General features: G+C 44.7%; 18 protein-coding genes. 1 reads left to right on the forward strand and 17 read right to left on the reverse strand.

Annotated elements, in window-relative coordinates; genetic code table 11:
* Positions 1-51 precede the first annotated feature (51 nt).
* A complete protein-coding gene (gene metG / locus Q7S57_01900) occupies positions 52-1,482 on the reverse strand; it encodes a methionine--tRNA ligase (protein MDO8511999.1) in 1,431 nt (476 codons plus the stop codon).
* A 47-nt stretch (positions 1,483-1,529) separates the two neighbouring features.
* Positions 1,530-1,808, reverse strand: a complete 279-nt coding sequence (locus tag Q7S57_01905) for a hypothetical protein (protein ID MDO8512000.1) — start codon at positions 1,806-1,808, stop codon at positions 1,530-1,532.
* Between Q7S57_01905 and Q7S57_01910 the strand changes: the two genes are divergently transcribed.
* The gene (locus Q7S57_01910; GenBank protein MDO8512001.1) at positions 1,803-2,111 is read left to right on the forward strand and encodes a hypothetical protein; all 309 of its coding nucleotides are present in this window, start codon (positions 1,803-1,805) and stop codon (positions 2,109-2,111) included. The two genes, Q7S57_01905 and Q7S57_01910, sit on opposite strands and share 6 nt — an antisense overlap.
* Positions 2,112-2,247: 136 nt before the next feature.
* Here Q7S57_01910 and Q7S57_01915 read toward each other — a convergent pair whose 3' ends face one another.
* From Q7S57_01915 to ileS, 15 genes are all read right to left on the reverse strand, one after another.
* Positions 2,248-3,294: an AI-2E family transporter gene (locus Q7S57_01915; GenBank protein ID MDO8512002.1), complete on the reverse strand. Its 1,047-nt coding sequence runs from the start codon at positions 3,292-3,294 to the stop codon at positions 2,248-2,250.
* Entirely contained in the window at positions 3,291-4,580 is a 1,290-nt protein-coding gene (locus Q7S57_01920) for a pitrilysin family protein (protein ID MDO8512003.1), read from the reverse strand. Before Q7S57_01920 ends, Q7S57_01915 begins: the two co-directional genes overlap by 4 nt.
* Positions 4,577-5,953, reverse strand: a complete 1,377-nt coding sequence (locus tag Q7S57_01925) for a glycine--tRNA ligase (GenBank protein MDO8512004.1) — start codon at positions 5,951-5,953, stop codon at positions 4,577-4,579. The genes Q7S57_01920 and Q7S57_01925 overlap by 4 nt, the downstream gene beginning before the upstream one ends.
* Before the next feature lie 335 nt (positions 5,954-6,288).
* Positions 6,289-6,864, reverse strand: coding sequence for a hypothetical protein (locus tag Q7S57_01930; GenBank protein ID MDO8512005.1), 576 nt, complete (start codon positions 6,862-6,864; stop codon positions 6,289-6,291).
* Between the two features lie 218 nt (positions 6,865-7,082).
* The gene (locus Q7S57_01935) at positions 7,083-7,595 is read right to left on the reverse strand and encodes a hypothetical protein (protein MDO8512006.1); all 513 of its coding nucleotides are present in this window, start codon (positions 7,593-7,595) and stop codon (positions 7,083-7,085) included.
* A 41-nt stretch (positions 7,596-7,636) separates the two neighbouring features.
* Complete coding sequence (tgt, locus tag Q7S57_01940) at positions 7,637-8,779, reverse strand: tRNA guanosine(34) transglycosylase Tgt (protein MDO8512007.1); 1,143 nt, start codon at positions 8,777-8,779, stop codon at positions 7,637-7,639.
* Positions 8,780-9,052: 273 nt separating this feature from the next.
* Entirely contained in the window at positions 9,053-9,274 is a 222-nt protein-coding gene (locus Q7S57_01945) for a hypothetical protein (GenBank protein ID MDO8512008.1), read from the reverse strand.
* Between the two features lie 36 nt (positions 9,275-9,310).
* Positions 9,311-11,233, reverse strand: coding sequence for a hypothetical protein (locus Q7S57_01950; protein ID MDO8512009.1), 1,923 nt, complete (start codon positions 11,231-11,233; stop codon positions 9,311-9,313).
* Positions 11,234-11,416: 183 nt separating this feature from the next.
* Entirely contained in the window at positions 11,417-11,752 is a 336-nt protein-coding gene (locus Q7S57_01955; protein MDO8512010.1) for a hypothetical protein, read from the reverse strand.
* A gap of 159 nt (positions 11,753-11,911) precedes the next feature.
* Positions 11,912-12,403, reverse strand: a complete 492-nt coding sequence (locus tag Q7S57_01960) for a hypothetical protein (protein ID MDO8512011.1) — start codon at positions 12,401-12,403, stop codon at positions 11,912-11,914.
* Positions 12,404-12,502: 99 nt separating this feature from the next.
* On the reverse strand, positions 12,503-12,976 hold the full coding sequence (locus Q7S57_01965) for a hypothetical protein (protein MDO8512012.1): 474 nt from the start codon (positions 12,974-12,976) through the stop codon (positions 12,503-12,505).
* A gap of 617 nt (positions 12,977-13,593) precedes the next feature.
* The gene (locus Q7S57_01970; GenBank protein MDO8512013.1) at positions 13,594-14,772 is read right to left on the reverse strand and encodes a hypothetical protein; all 1,179 of its coding nucleotides are present in this window, start codon (positions 14,770-14,772) and stop codon (positions 13,594-13,596) included.
* Between the two features lie 464 nt (positions 14,773-15,236).
* Positions 15,237-15,833: a hypothetical protein gene (locus Q7S57_01975; protein ID MDO8512014.1), complete on the reverse strand. Its 597-nt coding sequence runs from the start codon at positions 15,831-15,833 to the stop codon at positions 15,237-15,239.
* A 21-nt stretch (positions 15,834-15,854) separates the two neighbouring features.
* Positions 15,855-16,568: a DNA repair protein RecO gene (recO, locus tag Q7S57_01980; protein ID MDO8512015.1), complete on the reverse strand. Its 714-nt coding sequence runs from the start codon at positions 16,566-16,568 to the stop codon at positions 15,855-15,857.
* Between the two features lie 678 nt (positions 16,569-17,246).
* The gene (gene ileS, locus Q7S57_01985; GenBank protein MDO8512016.1) at positions 17,247-20,243 is read right to left on the reverse strand and encodes an isoleucine--tRNA ligase; all 2,997 of its coding nucleotides are present in this window, start codon (positions 20,241-20,243) and stop codon (positions 17,247-17,249) included.
* Position 20,244 lies beyond the last annotated feature (1 nt).

The following is a 20,244-nucleotide window of genomic DNA, read 5'->3' on the forward strand; positions in this document are numbered from 1 at the left end:
ATGATTAAAGAATACGTCGCCGAATTTCGTCGATTCATAAATCATCAATCGTCATTCATTCTTCGGAAACAATACCGGCGGGTTTGTGATTTTTCCGTCACTGTCTATAGAGTCCGAAATTGTCTTCGCTGTTTTTGGCATTACCTCTTTTATCGCCCTCGCAATTAAATCAATTGCGTTTAATACCTGTTGGATTGTTTGAGCACGTTGTACTTCATCCGCATTTTTCCACGGTGCTTTTGCATCAAGATACACATTCGCCTTACGCGCCCAATTCAAAATACGCTCAAAGATTTTTTCTAATGATTCATCATTATACATATCTTTTATATCTTGCGCGTCATAAATCTCGCTTGTTTCACTGTCAACGTGTTTGACACTAAATTTTTCCGCCAAATTAAAAGTTCTTCTTACAAGATTACCAAGCACATTAGCCAGTTCATTATATTTTTCGTCAAACCGATCAACAGCAATGTCGCCTGAATTTCCAAACGGAAGCGCTGTAATAATTAAGTAGCGCGCAACGTCTGAACCGTATTTATCAACAATATCAATCGGGTCGATAACATTTCCCAAGCTCTTACTCATCTTTTGACCATTGATTGTAAAAAATCCGTGAATGGAAAGCGATTTGGGTAATTCTAACCCCAGCGCCAATAAAATCGCTGGCCAATAAACGGCATGAAATTTTAGAATCTCTTGCGCCATTACCTGTACATCCGCCGGCCAGAATTTTTTCAGTTGCTCATCATTTTCCGAACCATAGCCCAAGGCGGTAACATAATTTAACAACGCATCCAGCCAGACATAAGCCACTTGAGTGGAATCAAACGGAAGTTCAATTCCCCACTTGAGGCGTTCTTTTGATCTGGAGATAGAGAAATCTTCCAGTCCTTGCTGAAATAGCCCCAAAACTTCATTTTTCCGCTCTGTGGGTAAAATTAATATCCGATCGGCCTCAATCGCACTCTTAATTTCCGGCAAAAATTTAGCGAGGTTGAAGAACCAATTTTTTTCTTCCACTACCACCGGTTTCTTTTGGTGTAGCGGTTCCAAACCGTTCTCGTCCAAATCTTTTTCGGTTACAAAGGCTTCACACCCAGTGCAATAAAGACCTGTATAGGTTTTTTCGTAAATAACGCCTGTTTCTTTGAGTTTGTTTAACGCGTAAATAACGCCTTGTTCATGCCGCTTGTCAGTAGTACGAATAAAATCTGAATAACCAATATCAAGTTTTTGCCAACAATCTTTAAAGCTCTGGGCAATTTCATCAACAAATTGTTGAGGTTCTTTTCCAGCAACAGTAGCAGTGTCGGCCACTTTCGCGCCATGTTCATCGGTACCGGTGAGAAAAAAAATATCCTCGCCGCGCCCTTTATGCAAACGCGCCAAAACATCCGCCGCAATGGTCGTATAAGCATGACCAATGTGAGGCTTGCCATTGGCGTAGTAGATGGGCGTAGTTATTGAATAGCGATCCATGAGAGGAGTGTAGGGATAATTTAATGTTTAGACAAGAAAGAAATCCATTAAATCCCAAACCCCAATGACCAATGTCCAACAAAATCCCAATTTTCAAAATACCAAAAACGTTTTGGCCATTTGAGATTTAGAATATTGTTGGGATTTGGGGTTTGGTCATTGGGATTTAAAAACATGAGTATTTCTAAATATTCAAGTATAATTTCCCCATGATGGCTCTCTCCCACACAATAGTCAGTGCCGCTATCGGCGATAAAATTTCCAATCCCGCGCTTTCTTTCATTCTCGCTTTTGGCATGCATTTTGTCTGTGATTCCTTTTTGCATTGGAATTTTTATCCGCACAAACATAAACCCATCGTTTTACTGGCGCTGGGCGATATGTTTTCGGGGATTATTCTTTCTTATTTCCTGCTCGGCGCAAATTTTTGGCACTGGTCGGTTTTGTTTGCCATCGTGGGTGGCTTACTGCCGGACATCATTTCCTTTGGTGCTTATCTGCTTAAAATCCGCATTCCTTATTTCACAAAATTTCACGACGGCTTGCAACATGAAACAGAAATTGTTTGGAAAGGATTAATCAGCCAGGTGATAGTTATCGCAATCGCATTTTTAATCATCGGTTCCTAATAAATTGAATCAAGGTCGAATTATACGAGAAAACTACTATTATCCATATACAATATACCAAATACTATATACAAATCTAAATAATGAAACAGAAAGGAATTTAGAGGTTGTTATAGGAAACTACTCCCTGCCCCCCCTACGCCGAAAGCTCTTCTTCTTTTTCGCTTGGCAACAGATCTGTAATGAACAACGAAATAATTGTTGCGATTGGTACGGCAAGCACCACGCCGACAATCCCGGCTAATTTGGCACCAACCAAGACGGCCAAAATTGTCGTGAGTGGATTCAAACCAACCGCGCGACGCATAATGTTTGGCACCAGCACATTTGATTCAATTTGCTGAATAATTAAAAACATCACAATCACAATTAAACCTACGAGCCACGAATTTGTAAACCCGAGCAAAACCGCGGGTATCGCCGATATTGTAGGACCAATTACCGGAACAAACTCCGCGAAAAACGTTAATAAAGCGATAGCCAGCGCGTATGGAACACCCAGGGCCCACAAACTAATAAACACCATTATTCCCATAATCAAGCCTAAAACCATTTGCGCCAAAAGCCAGTGGCCGATTTTTTGTTGTGCTTTTTTAATTATTCTTACGGTATACGGACGATGCTCCAGTGGAACGACAGAACACACAAACGCGTATAAACTGTCCCGCGAAATCACCAGATAAAAAGAAATTACAAACGTCAGCAAGATCGAGAAAATACTGCCAAAAACAGTTTTCGTAGTTACAATAATTCCATTCGACGTTTGTCCGAGAAACTGACCGACATCCAATAACCCTTTTTGGAGAGACGGAACAAAATCTGTCGCCCCAAACGCAACACCCGCCCGCCCAAGCATCGACATTAATTGTTCATAAATGGCCGGAAGATTTTCGGTTAATGCCTGAATTTCAGCGATCAGCGGTGGGACAAGAATAGTAATCGTGATAACTATCAACGATACAAAAAAAGCATAGGCTGTCAATACCGAAATAGCCCGCGGAATTCGAAACCGCTGAAGTCGCGTGGCAAGAGGTTCCAGTGCCGACGCAATCAAAACCGCCACCAACAAAATAAGCAAAAGATCTCGAATAAACCACAAGAACCAAATCGTCAGTACAAAAAACAATAATCGAAAAAGCGTCTTTGCGGAAATATCGATTGTCATAAAATTTTGTGTGCTCATACTTCTTTGGTTAGTAATTTATTTAACTCATTTTTTGTGTCGTTTGGCATAATGGCGGCAATACGCAGATATTCCGACGCGAGATATTTTTTAGCGACACGCTGAATATCGGCCGGTGTTACCGCGTCAAAACTCTTAAACACGTCTTCTAATGACAAAATACGTCCGGTCAGTGTCTCTTGTCCACCAACAAACTGCGCTACCGCATTCGTCGACTCAAGACGAATTAAGAGGTGCCCCTTGATATTTTCTTTGGCTTTTTTAAGTTCAATGACACCAACCGGCACTTCGCGAATTTTTTTGTATTCTTTCAAAATAACCGACAGGGCTTTTTCAACATTGCTCGGATCAACACCAATTTGCGTCGCAACATAACCGGTATCGATAAAGTGTTCAGCCGCGGTATGCACGGAATACGCTAATCCACGCCTTTCTCGTACCTCAATAAAAAGACGGCTGGACATACTGCCCCCAAGAATTGTACCCAGCAAATCGACAGCACAACGATCATTATCCGTTAAGGAGGTTCCACGTCCACCGACAATCACGTGTGCTTGATCCGTTTTCTTTACTTTCAAAGAAACCAAGTCTGTTCCCCAGACACCATCAAACTCCCTGGTTTTTACCGGTGTTTGTTTTGGTAGCCCACTAAATTGCTTTTTCAGCATTGCCAAGGCTTTCCCTGGTTCAATATTTCCCGCGATACAAACGACCATGTTCGGTGCGCCGTATTGTTGATTGCGATATTTCACAATGCGTTTTTTGGTAATCGTACTGATAATTTCTTTTGTTCCGATAATTTTCCTGGCCAAATCATGTTCTCCAAATAATTGCTGCTCAAATTGCTCCCCGATGGAATCCTGCGGTGAATCTTCATACATATTCATTTCTTCGATAACAACACCCCGTTCGCGATCAATTTCTTTTTGCTGAAACAACGGATTGATCAACATATCACCAATAACATCCAATAATAATTTTGTATGCTTGGCGGATGCCTTGGCGTAAAATGCTGTCATCTCTTTCGAGGTAAAAGCATTAAACTCCCCACCCACTTCATCTAACGCTTCGGAAATAATCAGTGTTGTTGGTCTTTTTTTCGAACCCTTAAAAAACAAGTGCTCAAGAAAATGTGAGACACCCGATTCCTCTGCGTCTTCATAACGCGAACCGGTAGCCACAAATGCCATCACCGTCACTGTTCCCGTCCCCTTCATTGGGAGAGCTAATAATCTTAATCCTGATGGTGCTACGGCACGATGAATGTCAAATAATGAATGGTTCATAGAGTTTCTGAAAATTGATCAGTAAAAAAGGAGTTAAGCTCCGTAATCGATACGCGTTTTTGTTCCATCGAATCACGCTCTCTAACTGTGACAGATTGATCATTCAAGGAATCATGATCGACGGTGATACAGAATGGAGTACCGATTTCGTCTTGGCGACGATAGCGTCTGCCAATGGATCCACTCTCATCAAACTGTACACGGAATGACCCCCGCAACGCTGTGGCAATCTCCCTTGCTTTTTTTACAAGGTCATCATTGTTAGAAAGTAGTGGGAAAATGGCCACCTGAACCGGTGCCAATACTTTAGGCAAACGCAATACCAATCGTTGTTCTCCATCCTTATTTTCTTCACAGAGCGCGTTACTTAAAATCGCCAGTGTCACACGATCGGCACCAACCGACGTCTCAATAATCCATGGCAGATATTTTTCTTTGGTTTCTTCATCAAAGAAAGACAAGTCTTTGCCGGAAAATTCACTGTGGCGTTTCAAATCCCAATCACCACGATTATGAATCCCTTCGATTTCTTTCCAGCCAAAGGGCATTTTATATTCGATATCAAAAGCAGCTTTAGCATAGTGCGCCAGTTCACCCTTGCCGTGTTCGTGAAAACGCAACATCTTTTCGTCAAACCCCAAACTCGCGTACCATTTCGACCGTTCAGTTTTCCAAAATTCAAACACTTTATCGGCGTCTGCCGGCTTAACAAAATATTGCATTTCCATTTGTTCAAATTCCACCGTGCGGAAGGTGAAATTACCAGGCGTCACTTCATTGCGAAAAGCCTTACCAATTTGCGCAATACCAAATGGCACCTTCAAGCGCATCGCATTGGCAACCAATTGCGCGTTAACGTAAATTCCTTGCGCCGTTTCCGGACGCAGATAAACAGTGCTTCCTTCGTTTTCAACAGCACCCAAATTAGTAGTGAACATTAAATTGAACTGCCTTGGAGTGGTAAATTTGTTTTTTGCACCGCAACCGGGGCAACCTTTTGTGTTTACCGCCACCAATACGGCATCTGCATCATCTTTAATCGGCAAATATTTATCATCTCCTAAAAGATGATCTACACGAAAACGTTTGTGACACTGCTGGCATTCCACCAGCGGATCCGTAAAATTACTCACGTGCCCGGAAGCTTCCCAAACTTTTGGATGCATCATGATGGCCGCGTCGAGCCCAACAATGTTATCAAAACCCTGCGTCATCGTCTTCCACCAATGGGCTTTTATATTATTCTTTAAGGCGACACCTAGAGGTCCATAATCGTAGGATGCCGCGGCGCCACCATAAATTTCGGAGGATTGAAAGATGAAACCACGCCGTTTCGCGAGGGAAATAATTTGATCTAATGAAGTAGCGGGCATCCCAGTATATCAACTTTCAATTTGAACGAATTCGATTCGTTCAAAAATTACTCTTATCAAAGCTAAATTTTTTTCATTTTTCATGATGTTTATCGGCATAAAAGTGAGATCTAAAAATTGAAAGTTGTATTACTGGGCATGTAACGTATAGTATGGATTTTTCTCTCTTTGGTCAAAGCGGAGTATTCAACATGTTTCACCAAAACAATTTGGGGCAATTCCAGCCGTCGCTAAAGCTATGGCCGGCAGGCATGAATTGCCCCTACACGAACGGGGGATTGATGCCCCTAGCGAGGGGCATCAAAAAAACCGCTTGTCTTTTGGAGACTAAGCGGTTATACCTTCTCGGAAACGATCTCGCGCCGGTGGGCACCCAAAACAATTCTCGGACCAGCAGGTTCGACACCGTGCAGACCAAGTCCGGCTTCGACCAAGGCGGGAATGATAATCTGTTCCGTAAGCGGACGCTGGATGCAACGAAACGGCTTTCCTGTAAGTGCGCTTTGCACCTCCGCCGCCTCATGATATGCGTAAAAATGCGCTGTGCTCGCTCCTGCCATTATCCAATGGGAAGCGCTATCCGAAGATTGTCTAGCCAGCCAGGCGGGTTCCAGGTGCAGTGCGGCAGAAACGATATGTTCGACCATTCTGCTCAACACAGCCTCGGGGCTATTGTCAGCCACTTTTCTTCCACAGTGGAAAAGTGCGTCATCCAAATTTTCCCCAACTGCCACAAAGGCTTCGCAACTTTCACTTACACGAGACCATTCTACGACGCCATCCAGAACAACCAGTAAACCTTGCTCGTTCGTGGGTTTTACCTCCCTGATCACGCTTTGGACAACCAAACAAGCAATCCGAACAAGCAGATTAGCAGCGACACCTGAATTACACTCGGTCGCTTTGTGCATTAGTGGTTCCAAAAGCGCTCGTGCTTCCGTACGCACTCGTTGGTCTAATTGACTGTCCCAATTGCGTCGCGACCTGGACAAAACTGGTGTTGAACTCAATTTCCTTCCCCCGTAAAAAAGAGCATCCGTTCAAACAACAAGAAAATTCAGTAACTGAATAGTATACACATATTTAAGTTTGTGTCAAGCGACTTTATTAAATTTCTAATAATTTAAATTTACTTCAGCCTGCCCGAACCACCGGCACGACGATACATTTCACTCATACCTCTCCTGGTATTCTCCAACTTTCTCCGCGCTTCCTTTACCTGTCTCTCGGAAGCCCCATTATTCTGCATTTTATCTATATGATCTTCCTGCTCTTTCGCAATTTTTGAGTAACTACTTCGCATCTGATGACGCAATTTGGCACCCCGTTGATGTTCAATATTAGAACTTCCTGCATTTCTGATACTTTCAATCGTTCCCCTCAATTTATCATCAATTTTCCTCATATGTTCGCTATCTAGTCGCATATCTCTTGTGCGACGGGCTACCTCATCCAACCCAGTATCTAACCGCTCCGCCTTTTTTATCGCACGCGGATTACTAGTTTCACTTTCTTGATCGTGACCAACGTTCTCTTTTCTACCAACAAAAAGATCACCATCAGCCTTATTACGGTTAATTTCCTCCTCGGGATCATCCCCTTTCCCTTTATTACCACCAAAAATTAAATCAAATAATCCCATGCGTCTATTTTATACCCACTGATTATTAATGTGAAGTGGTGTTAAGCACTTACAATTATTTCCCGAATTTTCCGCATCATTTCAAGAAAAAACCAAAGATTATTAATTGTCGCCAATTGCAACGCCATTGGCTCCGACGCCTGAAACAAATGACGCAAGTAAGAATGATTTACCCCTTCCAACTGCGAACAATAGGGATTTATCGGACGAGTGTCGACAATAAATTGACTATTGCGAATATGAATCTTTCGATAAAGTTTTTCAGCATCAACCGGTTCATTTAGCGGTCGCAAAAGAATCTCGCGCAGATAATCGATATTCAAGTCCTGATAAAGCGTGCCATGCCTGGCATTGCGCGTCGGCAGAACACAATCAAACATATCCACCCCACGACGCACCGCTTCCACAATATTTTCCGGTTCGCCGACACCCATTAAGTACCGCGGTTTTTCCATATCCAAAAATGGCAACGTCACATCCAGTGTTTGGTACATTTCAACAGCTTCTTCACCAACAGAAAGCCCACCAATGGCATAACCGTCAAAACCGATACCCATTAAATCCTCCGCCGATTTTTTTCGCAGTGTTGCATCCGTTCCACCTTGAACAATCCCAAAAAGTAACGGCTGAACACCATCATTTTTCTTAAGACCGACAAAGCGATCCTTGGCCCGCTTTGCCCAGTCGGTTGTTCTGCGCATCGCCTGTTCAATCACCGCCTTCTCTCCCGGCAGAGCGCACACCTCATCCAGCACCATTGAGATATCGGATCCAAACTCAAATTGCGCGTCAACCACCGATTCCGGTGTTAACTTAATTTCCGCACCATCAACTATAGAACGGAATATAACACCTTCATCCGAAATAACTCTCTTGGCGGCCAAACTAAAGACCTGAAAACCGCCACTGTCGGTTAAAAAAGGTTTCTTCCAGCCAGTAAACTTATTTAGTCCGCCGTTTTTTTCAATCACATCCACACCGGGTCGCACCACCAAATGATACGTATTCGACAACGCAATCTGGGCTCCCAATTGTTCTAAAGCCAAAAAAGACGCTACCCGCACAGCACCGCGAGTGGCAATAGGCATAAAAGCGGGTGTTTCAACCTTTCCGTGCGGTAGGTTTATCAAACCGGCGCGCAACAACGCACGTTTATTTTGGATGAGAAAACTTCTTTCCGTCACGGTATAACACTTTACCTCAATCGAATTCCACTTGTCGAATCAACACATTTGGGGTTGAAAAATAATCCATCATAAATCGAAACCATTGCCTACGAAGGGCTTGGTAATTAATAAACGCTCCATATTATGTCCAATCCATCTCCAAATACAACTGCTTCTCAATCAAAAACCTTTCAACGTACGTACAGTACGTTTCAAGTTTTTTTCAATCAAAGACAGCTGTCTTTGAAGCGCATTGAACATAATATTGGAGCGTTTATTAATTACCAAGCCCTATCGTGTAATAATCTTGTCACGAATATCCCAGAGTAAGAGAGTAACCGAAAAAATCATCGTGATTACGAAGAACTCTGTCAATCCACCAAAACCAACACCGAGCACCTCTGTCTGGTTGGTAAGACCTAATACAATACGAATCATATAGCCCAAAACACCCAAACCCAACAGTAATTTAATTAATTGGTTTCTACGCAGATCTGTTGAAAATACTTTCATTTTTATATTTCACCTTCCTTTCTTTTTATGTTGATATTATCTTACCACATCCGAAAGTGCTTCGTTGACTAGCTCCGTCGTCACTACTTCATTCACGGCATGCAAACGAGACGTGGAGAAGGAGTCCGTACCATCCAATGAACCACCCAAACACAACACCGGCTTTGATCCAACCTGATTTAAGGACGGTGTAACACCAACCTGAAAATCAAATTCGGGACCGGGCAACCCTGAACCGGAGCGCGCGGGAATGATGCCAATTAGCCACTTTATTTCTCGCGTTCTTTCATCATACGTAACATTGCCCGTTGTGGTGTATTTATTATTTATCCAGCGAATACCTTCCGGCAAAGTAGTTCGATACACTCCGTCCGTAACATCCGATGATGTATTGGCAAGACGCACGCGAATTGTATAAATTGTTTCCGCACCAACCCGGGGTGGTTGCGGACCAACACCCGCGGGAAGACCCGTACGACCATCGTCATAATATCCCGCTAAATTAATTTTTAGCACACTATTAAGCATTATTTGGAAAACTCCGGATGAAATAATTTTTTCCCCGCCAATCGGAGTAGGGATATCGGGACTATCCGCGCTTGTTTGTGCCGTCACCGCAAAATTCTTATCTGTTTCTTTGGTAAATGGCAAACTACTTATCGAAAGCACTCTAAAACGATAACTCATCTCCGCCGTTTCTCCGGCACGCAAGGTCTTTAAGGCAGGAACCGACGCGGCCGTCCAAGTAATACTATTCAAGCGACTATCATAAAAACCGCCTACCGATTCTACCGCCGTCGGATCCAATCCCACGCCGGAAAAACTGGTTTTTACGATTAAATCTCGCAACCCGATATCGCCGGTGTTTTTCACTTGCACTTTCGCCTCTACGGTATCCGATGGATTCACTTTTAACGCGTCCAGTTGTTTGTTAAAAATTTGCGCCACGGTTAAAGCACGACGCGCGATGGCGGTTGTAGCCTGCACATCGTTTTGATACAGAAACGTGCCATCGGTTCCCACAAAACCCAAAGTTGCCTTAAATGTTCGCACTACATCCGGATCACCTTGAATAGTGCCGTTAAACACAATCTCTCCCTGACTTTGTTGCGCAAGTTGCGGAAAATTCCACTCCAGATTACTGCCGGTAACCGGCGGGTTGGATTCCAATAATGTAAACCCGCTTGGCTCGGCCAAACTGATACGCACACCCAAAGCATCGGCTGTTTTTTTGTTCTGATAAATAATCTTAACTTTCATCCGTTCTCCGCTCGCTGCTTGAGGTGGCGCGATTAAACTGATTTGTACCAAACTTTCATCCACCCCAACCGTCGCGAATTGTTTTTTTGTTTGTTTTATTTGCGGAGCATTTTCCGGCGTAAGCGTAATGTTGGCAATAAAATTCGCGGTAGTATTGGCTTTTCCAACAAGCCGTCCATCCAATAAAAACGAAGCCGACTCGCGTGGTGCCAGTCTTCCCACCCCCCATTTCAATGTTCCATCGGTTGTTTGAACTTTTGGATCAGCTTTGTCCACAGCAAAACCTGCCGGTGCTTGAATTTCCAAAATCACGTTTTGCCAAATTACACCGCTATTATTTGTCACCTTGGCGGTCACTTTGGCACTCTCGCCGGATGGAACGGATTCCGGACCCCCAATTACCAAACCGATAGAATTCTGATCCACAATATGGGCCTTGCGATAGGCCATTATCCCCCAAAAAGTTACACCCGCAACCAAAACTACTCCAATCACGATTCCAAGCACCAGATAGATCTTTTTTCGACGTTTACGTGCTTCCTCCTCTATGTTTGTAAGAATCGGCGGGACGGCATCCGAAAGCTGCGTGGTCGTTTCCTGCTCAACAATTTTTGGCAAAGCCTGTGAGAAACGTTCCTCACTATATCGATCCGCCCCAGGGGTCGACATCTTTGTTTTTAGGTCATCAAGAAAGGCCATGTGTTTGTTTGTTTTTATTCTAGCACAACCAATAAAAAACAGCCCAAGCGTTGCGCTTGGGCTGTAAGGTGCGACGATTCTTTCTTATGCGTTTGGCCCAAAATCGAGTTCGTCGCGTTCGTCCCACCATGGACCTGCTCTCAACTCGCGGTTTTTAAATAAGTGGTTTTCTCCGCTCTTTTTTCACTCTGGAAACTTAACACCAAAGGTCTGTTCAAGAAGTACTTTTGCTGTCTCCCTGAAAGCTGCCAAGTCGGAACCGTGAAAGTTGACCTTGTGATGACTTATTTGCGTTGGCCCTCTGGAGTGAGTTACCCAACCTTCCGAGTAGTAATCTCTTTCAGGGCCCTGAACCTCGATTCTCCACAACAATTCGTCGTGGTATTCAAGATTGCCTTGCCCATTAAGCGCTTCTTCCAGCTTCTCTGCTTCTGGAAAAATGGCTCCGATCAACGCTTGCAGAGTTTTTGCACTTACTTCATTACCAATGCTCTTAATCTGGATGATTGTGTTGTTCATGGTTATTCTCCTTTGTGTAGGTTTGAAAGAACACCTGTTTCGCTCTTTCGACTTGCCGGCCGTAGCCTTGGCAGAGGCTGGACTCATCAGCGAGGACACACATCCTCGAACAAGAAGGGAGTTTTTAGAGAACTCCCGAAACTCTTTCGACTTTTCGTTCTAGGCCTTGCGGGTCATTACGAACAACCACGTCGAGTATCTTTCGCAAAAGACCTGCCCTTCGCAACAGCACCTGTGCTCCAGTCTTCTGTAGGGTCGGTTCACGTAGAAGGTGGAGACACAGGACGTGCTTCCTCTCCTGATGAAGATTGGCCTCATTCCAACAAGGAATGTTTCCCCGTAGGCCACTTTATCTTTTATCAGGAGATACGGCGCCAATTCCCTTGGACACGATTCCAGCCCTGCCTGCACGGCTGCGGTAAGAATTTGGTCAATACTGGAATTGCTTTCAATTCCAAACTGACCAGGACGAAGCAGGAAGAGGTCTAGGGTGAGGTTTTCCGTGACGCCCCTCAACTTTGACACCATTTCATCTGCCTCTGGGGTGAGATCAACTCGATCTGAATAACTCCTCGAGTTCTCCATAAAGAAGCTGTCTCCGCACCACCCCACTCCCATGGTAATCGTTTGCCACACCTTGAACTCTGCCATCTGTACTCTCCTTTTTTCCACCATTCTTCGTTCCGGCTTACGACCTGTTCGTAAGCCGGAAGAAAAAGGGGAAGCTTTTACTTCCCCGATTGTCCGATGTCACACCTTGATGTTGTCGATAGTGATTTCGGCGAGGACCACTTCGCGAAGATCGTCGAGTGGTGGCCACTTGATGATTTCCACCTCCGGTTTGCCGGAGTGTTGGCGGATTGTGGCCGGCGGATTACTGCCCGTGTGGTCCATGCGCACAAAATTCACTTTGGTGCATCCTCGGGCAATCAGTTTGTAGATCATCTCCGCCGCCTTATCTTCTGCCTGTAACTGCGCTTTTTGCGGATCGCAGTCATCTGCCCCGAAGAGGAAAAACTTTCTCACCCGCACTTTTGTGCAGCCAACCACGGTCCGCTCCGAGTCGGAGGGATCCGGAAGTGATCCGTAACGGTGTGTTCCCGTCACCTCAAGTAACACCACCCAGAATGACCGCGATTTTAACTGAGGCGTGTTGGTTCGATCAGCGAGACTCGCGATCCGCCCTCTCGTTGCGCACTCGATCAGACTGATTTTTGCACTCATGTTCATCTCCTTTTGTTGATGTTGACCTGCTCGCGCCACAAAAAAACCTCAAATACGCTATTGAGGTTGTTTGTGTTTCTTCCACCCGCTTTTGGGCCTTCATGAGGCACAAAAGTGAGAGAAGAACGGGATCACGGGGACGTGCTCCCCTACAGCGATTATCGCCGCCAGAGTCCGAGTTTAACCCCACTTCGCTTCCGCCAGCCGGCGAAGCTACGCGGGGCAAAGAAAAACGATTGGGAGATATCTTCAGACGCTTACGGCGAGAAGAGATCTCCCAATCGTTTATAGGGTGGGATAATCAATCGGGAGGTCGAAGGAGCGATGCCTTCGTTTCCGCATAAAACCAGCCAAATCAGCCTTTGATTCGCTTACAATACAGTTGTTTCATATGCGGTCTCTACCTCGCTTGTCCCCGTGATGTGGGGCTCGTTAGGTTTTGAAGGCACCATCCGTTTCCTTCTTAAACCGCTTCAGCCTGGATAAGTATAATGATCCTAGAAATCTTGTCAAGGGCATGTTTTTCCGCTTGCTATTATGTCTTATCGAATATTAAATTAAAAAAAGCACCAGTTTTTTAGACTGGTGCTGTTGGATATCTTCGAATATCCGTTACGTTAAACGATCCACGCCCGATAGTACTTCCCTTCATCGCCGAGAAGGCAAACCAAGTACGGCCCGGAGCGACAGATATCCCGCGATGGCAAAACGATCTTACCGCGATGCTTTGCCACGAAGGATCCCGACTTGGTGCGACTCGGCTCCGTGAAATCAAGCTCAAGCAACACTTCGCTCGACTCAAGTTGCTCAACGAGCATGACCAAACAGGAGTGCTTGCCGTGCAGAACCACGGCCTTGTAGACGCCCGTCACCGACTTAACCCATCTCTCAACATAACATTCGAGTTGAGTGATACGGTGCCATCGGCCATCCTTTTTTACGAGAATGTACCGGCCACGTTCCGACCTAACGGACAAAACCGTTTCGGGATTGACCAGGTTCCACCGATGTATGCTTTCGGTAGTGTTCGCCATTTCCTCCACGTTGCACGCCACGTCGTGAAAGGCATCGTTCGTTTTTTGCACCAAGCGACTGATTGCAACTGCCTTCTTTTCGACTGCTTCGGCCGAGGCAAGTGCCTTCTCCACCCCATTGCCGGACGCGACGCGTAGCTTGTCGGCCAAATCCTTCAGCCTCGCAAGCACATTCGTGACGCGCTCATGAAACAGTTGCATTTCTGCCGACTTCCGTCTGATCGCTTCCAGCTTCTCGCGAATGACTTTGTCTTTCGCAAGCAACTCTCTGATCCGCTCGATTTGATCAATCGTGATCATTTTTGGAAGCAATCGCGAATGGCGAAAGCCGAACAACTCACCACACCGGAGCAAGTTCACAAGTGGAAATCGTCGAGTGGCTTTGTAGAAAGCAATTACCATGTCGGCGTCGTCTGTCGTCGGGGCAAACCCCAATTGAGTAATCGTGTAAACGATGTCGGCAACCTCTTCTGTCAGCCGACCCGCACACAATTCCTCTTTCAACCAACCAACGACCGTTCGATCCGCAAGTTTTCTCCAATATCGACGAAGGTTGCCCTTCATGGCGTGAATCGGGGAAACACTCTCCACTTTCCCATGGCTGACCAAATGGACAAGCTTCTCGTGGCACTCCTCGCCCACGATGAGATAACTTCCATTTTGGGAATTGGAAAGAGTAACGCAGACCTTGATCCGCTTGTTGCAGAGATGACAGTTATGCCAGCTTTTGGAGGCGTGGATCCTTACCAGATCCCACTCCATTGCCGCACTATCGAGTTCCCTCGCGTGCGACGCGTTGACTAGGTTCCGTGCCAGCTTTTGATGGGACCAATGACGTCCCACGGTTGGGGCAGTTTTCATGGATCCAAATCCTTCCTATGTCCGGCATTTCAGCCGGAGCGGTATGTAGTTGTCAATAGTACAAAACGGCTAATTGTACTACAATTTAAAACAATTGTCAAGGGAGTTGTGGGTAACCGCTCACAGGTCGAAGTAATCTGAACATTAAGGTTCGGCATTTACCAACGTACCGATCACGGAACGGAGCAAGGTTGCTCCGTTCCGTGATCGAACGGAGCGGTTGCGCGGATTACAATTCACTCCACTTCGCCCACTTTTCCTGATAAGGGGTATATTCTATTTATGATTATCCTTAACCTGTAAGCAGTTAATCCCCGTTTTCCACACAAAAAATTTACTGAAAAACGTTCTCAATATTCTTTCCTTTATTTCCCCCGAAAAACTGCCAATGGCGACACTTTTTCGGATTGTTTTGCCAACAGGTGCCGAAGCTCTTCTTGCAAATCAATACCGTTTTTTTCCGCCAAGATTATTGCCAACAAAAAGAGGAGGCCCGACGATTGTTTTGCCACATCCTTATTTTCAGAAAGATACTGAACTGTTTCCAGAACTAATTTGTTTCCAGGAAGCCCACGATAATGACTTTTTACCGCTTTGATACAATCAGCCAGAGTAGGACTCTGTAAAGCAAATAATGGTTGTTGATCAATATTATTTTTACTGTTGCAAACAACCCACGATCTTCGATCGCGTTTAATAACAGAAAATGGCATCTTAAATACGCGCGGTTTTGAAATGCCGAGCGACACCACGTATCTTCCGCCCCGCAAAAAATCTTTAACCTTCAACACACGCGCCAAACCCACCACCCCGCCGCCGGAACCCTTGAAATATAGTAGATCACCCTTGTTCACCACCCCCACGGGTGGCTCACGTCTTTTTCGCACCCAAACAATGCGCGCACGACGCTTTTTACAAAGCTTGTTTAGTTCTCGTTCAGGGTAGACAACAAGATGATCCATAAACTTTACTTTATCGTTTATTCATCCCTTTGCAACACCGCCCTGCGCGCGTAAAAGCTCTAATGTAATTTGCCGTAACCGTCGCAAACTTGCATCGGAAATTTGTAATTTAAATATATTTTCCTTGCCCGTAAAAAATATTCTAATAATTTTAACGACATCAGTCATAATTTCATCTTTTTCTTCACCACATTCACAACACCAAAAACCACGTTCATGACTTTTAAAGGAAAAATCATTTTCTTTTAAACGCTTGCGACAATGTGTACAGGAATATAAATCGGGAAGCGCTCCTAAAAATCTTAGCAACTGCACCGCCACAATCTCACGCAAAAAACGGGGCGTTTCCTTGCTTTCATTCGCCCACGTCAAGCAATTAATAACCACATCATATAATTTTGTATCCCCCTGTCCTTCGCCAGTGTAGTGTCTTAATGTTTTGACGATATCATAAGCAATTTCCAATCGATCATAATCGGTTCTTAGCGTTGGGAAAGTTTTTAACACACGCGCCTCACTCAATGAATTGCCACGTTTGGTGTTTACCAAAATAAGATTAGTCTCCATTAGAGTTTCCAAATGCCCCGCCCGCCGTGACGAAACATGCCGAATCCCGGGTGCGAAAAAACTTACTCGCCCCTCCTCGCGCGTATAAGCCTCAATAATCATATCTTTCTCCCGCACCATCGAGCGGTGAATTATCAACCCCCTTAAACGTCTTAATCCTGTCTTCATAGGTCAACAATACAAGTGATTCTCAAAAAAGAAAAAGCCGTAACCTGATGTTACGGCTGTATGCGAAAAAGAGCGAGCAAGAACAATAAGGTGGGACTGGATGTGGTCTCATTTGGAGTGAAACCATACTGGAGCAGACTTGTTTCCCTGCGGAAGATGGGCTGTCTACTCTGTAACACTTGCGGGCTACTTTCAAACCCGAAAGCACATCCGGCGTTCTTGCCCGCTCTCGAAATATGCTAAAAGAACTACGCTCAACCATTGTAAACCCTGCTTTTGCAATGTCAAACAAACAAGAAAACACCCATGAGCGATGTCATGGGTGGGTATAAGGTGCGGGCGCGGAGAGAAGAACTAGCAACTGGAGAAAGAGAAATGGTACACAGCTTTGTGTCCGACCGACCAGAATGACATCAAGCTGTCTGGCGTGCCAACACTGAGCGAACTCTGCATAGCTGGCAAACCCACACTGAAACTTCCAATCGACGCAAACCCAGTGTTGGCACCCATTTCTTGTCCCACTGTGGACAACCCCTCCGCGACCCGCATACTTGCCAAAGAACCTATTTACAAAATACTCCCACCACAATGATTGTCAAGCGAACGAATATGATTAATGATTTACGAATGATGATTTATGAAAAACGATTCGGTTTAAGACTCATAAATCCTAAATCATCATTCCTGTCGAATTCCTGTTTCCATACCAAATAAAATTTCTTTTGCGCCCACACGATTTTTAAACTCGTCCGCGAATGTAGTGAAAACTTTTTTGTTAACCTCCGTATCTTCCAGCGTCAAAACAATCCGATCGCCCACATTCAAACCTGCTTCTTGACGCATACGTTGAACCTGACGCACCAAATTGCGCAAATCGCCTTCAAGTTTAAGCTCTTCCGAGAGTTTCGTAGCAAGACCGATAAAATATTCTTGTTCGTTAAAGCGCAAAGATTTTTTTACATCGTCCGGAGGAGTGGCAAGTTTAACTTCTTTTACATTCAACTCATCTTGTAAAACCTCCAGCAAACCAGCCGATAGGCCAACATTTTCCGAAACCCACATCACAGAAAGTGGCTGTTTGATGGCGAGATTATTTTCCTTGCGAATCGCGTGCGCAAATGAAGCAACGGCACGCAGTTTTTCCATATCACTCAACAAATCCGCATTGTTCTTTATAAATTCTTTATCGACAACCGGATAATCTTCCAAATGCACCGATTCTTTAAATTCTCCCTTGCCTCCTCTTTTCAATTCCTGATAAATGTTTTCGGAAATAAATGGCACAATGGGCGCAATCGCTTTTGCGGTTTTTAACAAGACAACATACAAAGTAGCCAACGCCTGCTTATCGCCACTGAAAATCCGTTCACGACTGCGACGAATATACCAAGTGGATAAATCATTAATAAATTCTTCGACCGTTCTTACCGCCGGAGGAATGTTGTATGTTTCAATCCCGGTAGCAACCGCTTGAACTGTCTGCTCCAAACGCGCATTTATCCAACGGTCCAAAATGTTGTCTGATTTTGCATCCGACAATTCGAAATCGTGTTCCACGGCATAAGTCAAGAAATAGACCACCGAATTCCAAAGAATATTTAGAACGCCACGTACTTTATTAGTCATCTCGGTCTCACTCAAATTTGCGCTTTCACCCAACATTAACGGTGAGGCCATGAAATAAAGTCTCAACGCATCACCACCCAAAGTATTTAGAACACCCTTGGTGTCGGGATAATTATTATAACTTTTACTCATCTTACGCCCATCCGTCCCGGCCAACACACCGGTCACCACGACATTCTTAAATGGCGCGCGATCAAACAACGCCGTACTGATCCGAAAAAGGATTTGGAACCAGGCGCGAATCTGTCCCGTATATTCAATAATGAAATCAGCGGGGAAACCTTTTTCAAAAACTTCCTTGTTTTCAAACGGATAATGATACTCGGCAAAAGGAACGGACCCGGAATCCAGCCAAACATCCAAAATATCGACGATACGGTGAAATTCTTTACCGTCTTTTTTCAGAATAATTTTATCCATAATATCGCGATGGAAAGAAAGTGGCCGATCGCCAAAGAAATAGGATTTTTTATCCCCTTCAACTTTTTCCGTCACCTGCTCCGTATACTGGCGTAACTCCGCGATACTGCCGATGACAATTTCCTCGCCATCTTCACTACGCCAAATCGGCATCACTGTGCCCCAATAGCGTTTGCGACTGATACACCAATCCGGCGCCCCTTGTACAACTTCACGGAAACGTCCGTCTTTAAAGACTTCGGGAACCCACTGCACATCTTGGTTAAGCTCCAAAATTCTCTTGTTGATTTCTTTTAGATTCACAAAATAGGCTTCTTGCGCCACATAAATAAGCGGACTTTTACTGCGATAGAAAGGCAAACGATGCTTATAAAGTTCCTTGCGATAAAGTTGCCCCGTTTTTTCCATTTCTTCCGCGATTAACACAGAAGCCTTGCGAATATACACCCCACGCCAAGGATCGATCAACATCTTCCCTTCTTCATCAATATCTGAAAGATCAGATAACCCAAATTGCAATCCCAAGTTATAATCCATTTCGCCAAACGCGGGGGCGACATGCAGAACACCCGTACCTTCCGTATTTGTTACGCCATCAGAAGAATAAACTTTATAATCGGCCGATTTGCATTTGTCGACAAAATTATTAAACAGCGGTTCATACGCGATTCCTAGTAACGATTCCCCACTGAACCTTTGCAAAACATTTACCAATTTTTCTTGAAAGGAGTTTTTGACTAAATCTTCCGCAAGAATAAATAAGGTATTTTCTGATTCCGCCAAGACGTAAGTAAAAGCCGGGTTAACCGCGAGTGCAAAATTTGAGGGCAACGTCCAAGGCGTTGTCGTCCAAGATAAGAAATAGACAGGGAGTCCGTTCGCCACATCTTCAAAACGTTCGTCTTTCACTTTAAACTTTACAAACACGCTTAAATCTTCCACTTCCTGGTAATTGTCCGGATCCATCGCTACTTCAAATTCCGAGACCGGCGTTGAAGTCTCCGTGGAATAAAGCGACGTTCTTTTACCGCGATAAATCAAGCCTTTTTCGTACATTTGCTTGAAAGCCCAAATAACTGATTCCCCAAATTGTCCGTCCATTGTTTTATAGGCATGATCCAAATCCACCCAACGACCCACTTTGTTGATATACCAACGCCAATCGCTAATTTGCTCTTCCACAAACTCGCGACACAATGCCACATATTTATCCACACCAAAATCTTCCACTTGCTTACGATTGCGAATCCCGTGTTTTTCATTAACCTTCGCCTCAATCGGCAAGCCGTGACAATCCCAACCCCAAACACGGCGCACCCTTTTTCCTTTCATTGTCCAATATCTAGGCACTAAATCTTTGGCGATCGAAACCAGCAAGTGCGCGTAGTGCGGACTGCCACTCACAAACGGCGGACCATCTACAAAAACAAACCGATTATCCTCCGGTCGACTTTCAACCGACTTTTCAAAAATTTTATTTTCTTGCCAAAATTTCAAAGTCGCATCTTCCATCGCCGGGAAAGATTGCTTGGAGGGTAAATGAAACCCACACTTCGCCCACCCTTCGCATAAAGCTACGGCGTGGCGCGGTAAAGCTTCGCGGGGCAAGTTTTCTTTTCCGTCAGTCATA

It is taken from the genome of bacterium (genome assembly GCA_030647555.1).
In the GTDB taxonomy this organism is placed as follows: domain Bacteria; phylum Patescibacteriota; class Andersenbacteria; order UBA10190; family CAIZMI01; genus CAIZMI01.

What these genes read in the sequence shown, in the direction of transcription:
- metG (MDO8511999.1), bottom strand. Translation starts at nt 1,482, where the DNA reads ATGGATCGCTATTCAATAACTACGCCCATCTACTACGCCAATGGCAAG.
- Q7S57_01905 (MDO8512000.1), bottom strand. Translation starts at nt 1,808, where the DNA reads ATGCAAAAAGGAATCACAGACAAAATGCATGCCAAAAGCGAGAATGAA.
- Q7S57_01915 (MDO8512002.1), bottom strand. Translation starts at nt 3,294, where the DNA reads ATGAGCACACAAAATTTTATGACAATCGATATTTCCGCAAAGACGCTT.
- Q7S57_01920 (MDO8512003.1), bottom strand. Translation starts at nt 4,580, where the DNA reads ATGAACCATTCATTATTTGACATTCATCGTGCCGTAGCACCATCAGGA.
- Q7S57_01925 (MDO8512004.1), bottom strand. Translation starts at nt 5,953, where the DNA reads ATGCCCGCTACTTCATTAGATCAAATTATTTCCCTCGCGAAACGGCGT.
- Q7S57_01930 (MDO8512005.1), bottom strand. Translation starts at nt 6,864, where the DNA reads ATGCACAAAGCGACCGAGTGTAATTCAGGTGTCGCTGCTAATCTGCTT.
- Q7S57_01935 (MDO8512006.1), bottom strand. Translation starts at nt 7,595, where the DNA reads ATGGGATTATTTGATTTAATTTTTGGTGGTAATAAAGGGAAAGGGGAT.
- Q7S57_01945 (MDO8512008.1), bottom strand. Translation starts at nt 9,274, where the DNA reads ATGAAAGTATTTTCAACAGATCTGCGTAGAAACCAATTAATTAAATTA.
- Q7S57_01950 (MDO8512009.1), bottom strand. Translation starts at nt 11,233, where the DNA reads ATGGCCTTTCTTGATGACCTAAAAACAAAGATGTCGACCCCTGGGGCG.
- Q7S57_01955 (MDO8512010.1), bottom strand. Translation starts at nt 11,752, where the DNA reads ATGAACAACACAATCATCCAGATTAAGAGCATTGGTAATGAAGTAAGT.
- Q7S57_01960 (MDO8512011.1), bottom strand. Translation starts at nt 12,403, where the DNA reads ATGGCAGAGTTCAAGGTGTGGCAAACGATTACCATGGGAGTGGGGTGG.
- Q7S57_01965 (MDO8512012.1), bottom strand. Translation starts at nt 12,976, where the DNA reads ATGAGTGCAAAAATCAGTCTGATCGAGTGCGCAACGAGAGGGCGGATC.
- Q7S57_01970 (MDO8512013.1), bottom strand. Translation starts at nt 14,772, where the DNA reads ATGGAGTGGGATCTGGTAAGGATCCACGCCTCCAAAAGCTGGCATAAC.
- Q7S57_01975 (MDO8512014.1), bottom strand. Translation starts at nt 15,833, where the DNA reads ATGGATCATCTTGTTGTCTACCCTGAACGAGAACTAAACAAGCTTTGT.
- recO (MDO8512015.1), bottom strand. Translation starts at nt 16,568, where the DNA reads ATGAAGACAGGATTAAGACGTTTAAGGGGGTTGATAATTCACCGCTCG.
- ileS (MDO8512016.1), bottom strand. Translation starts at nt 20,243, where the DNA reads ATGACTGACGGAAAAGAAAACTTGCCCCGCGAAGCTTTACCGCGCCAC.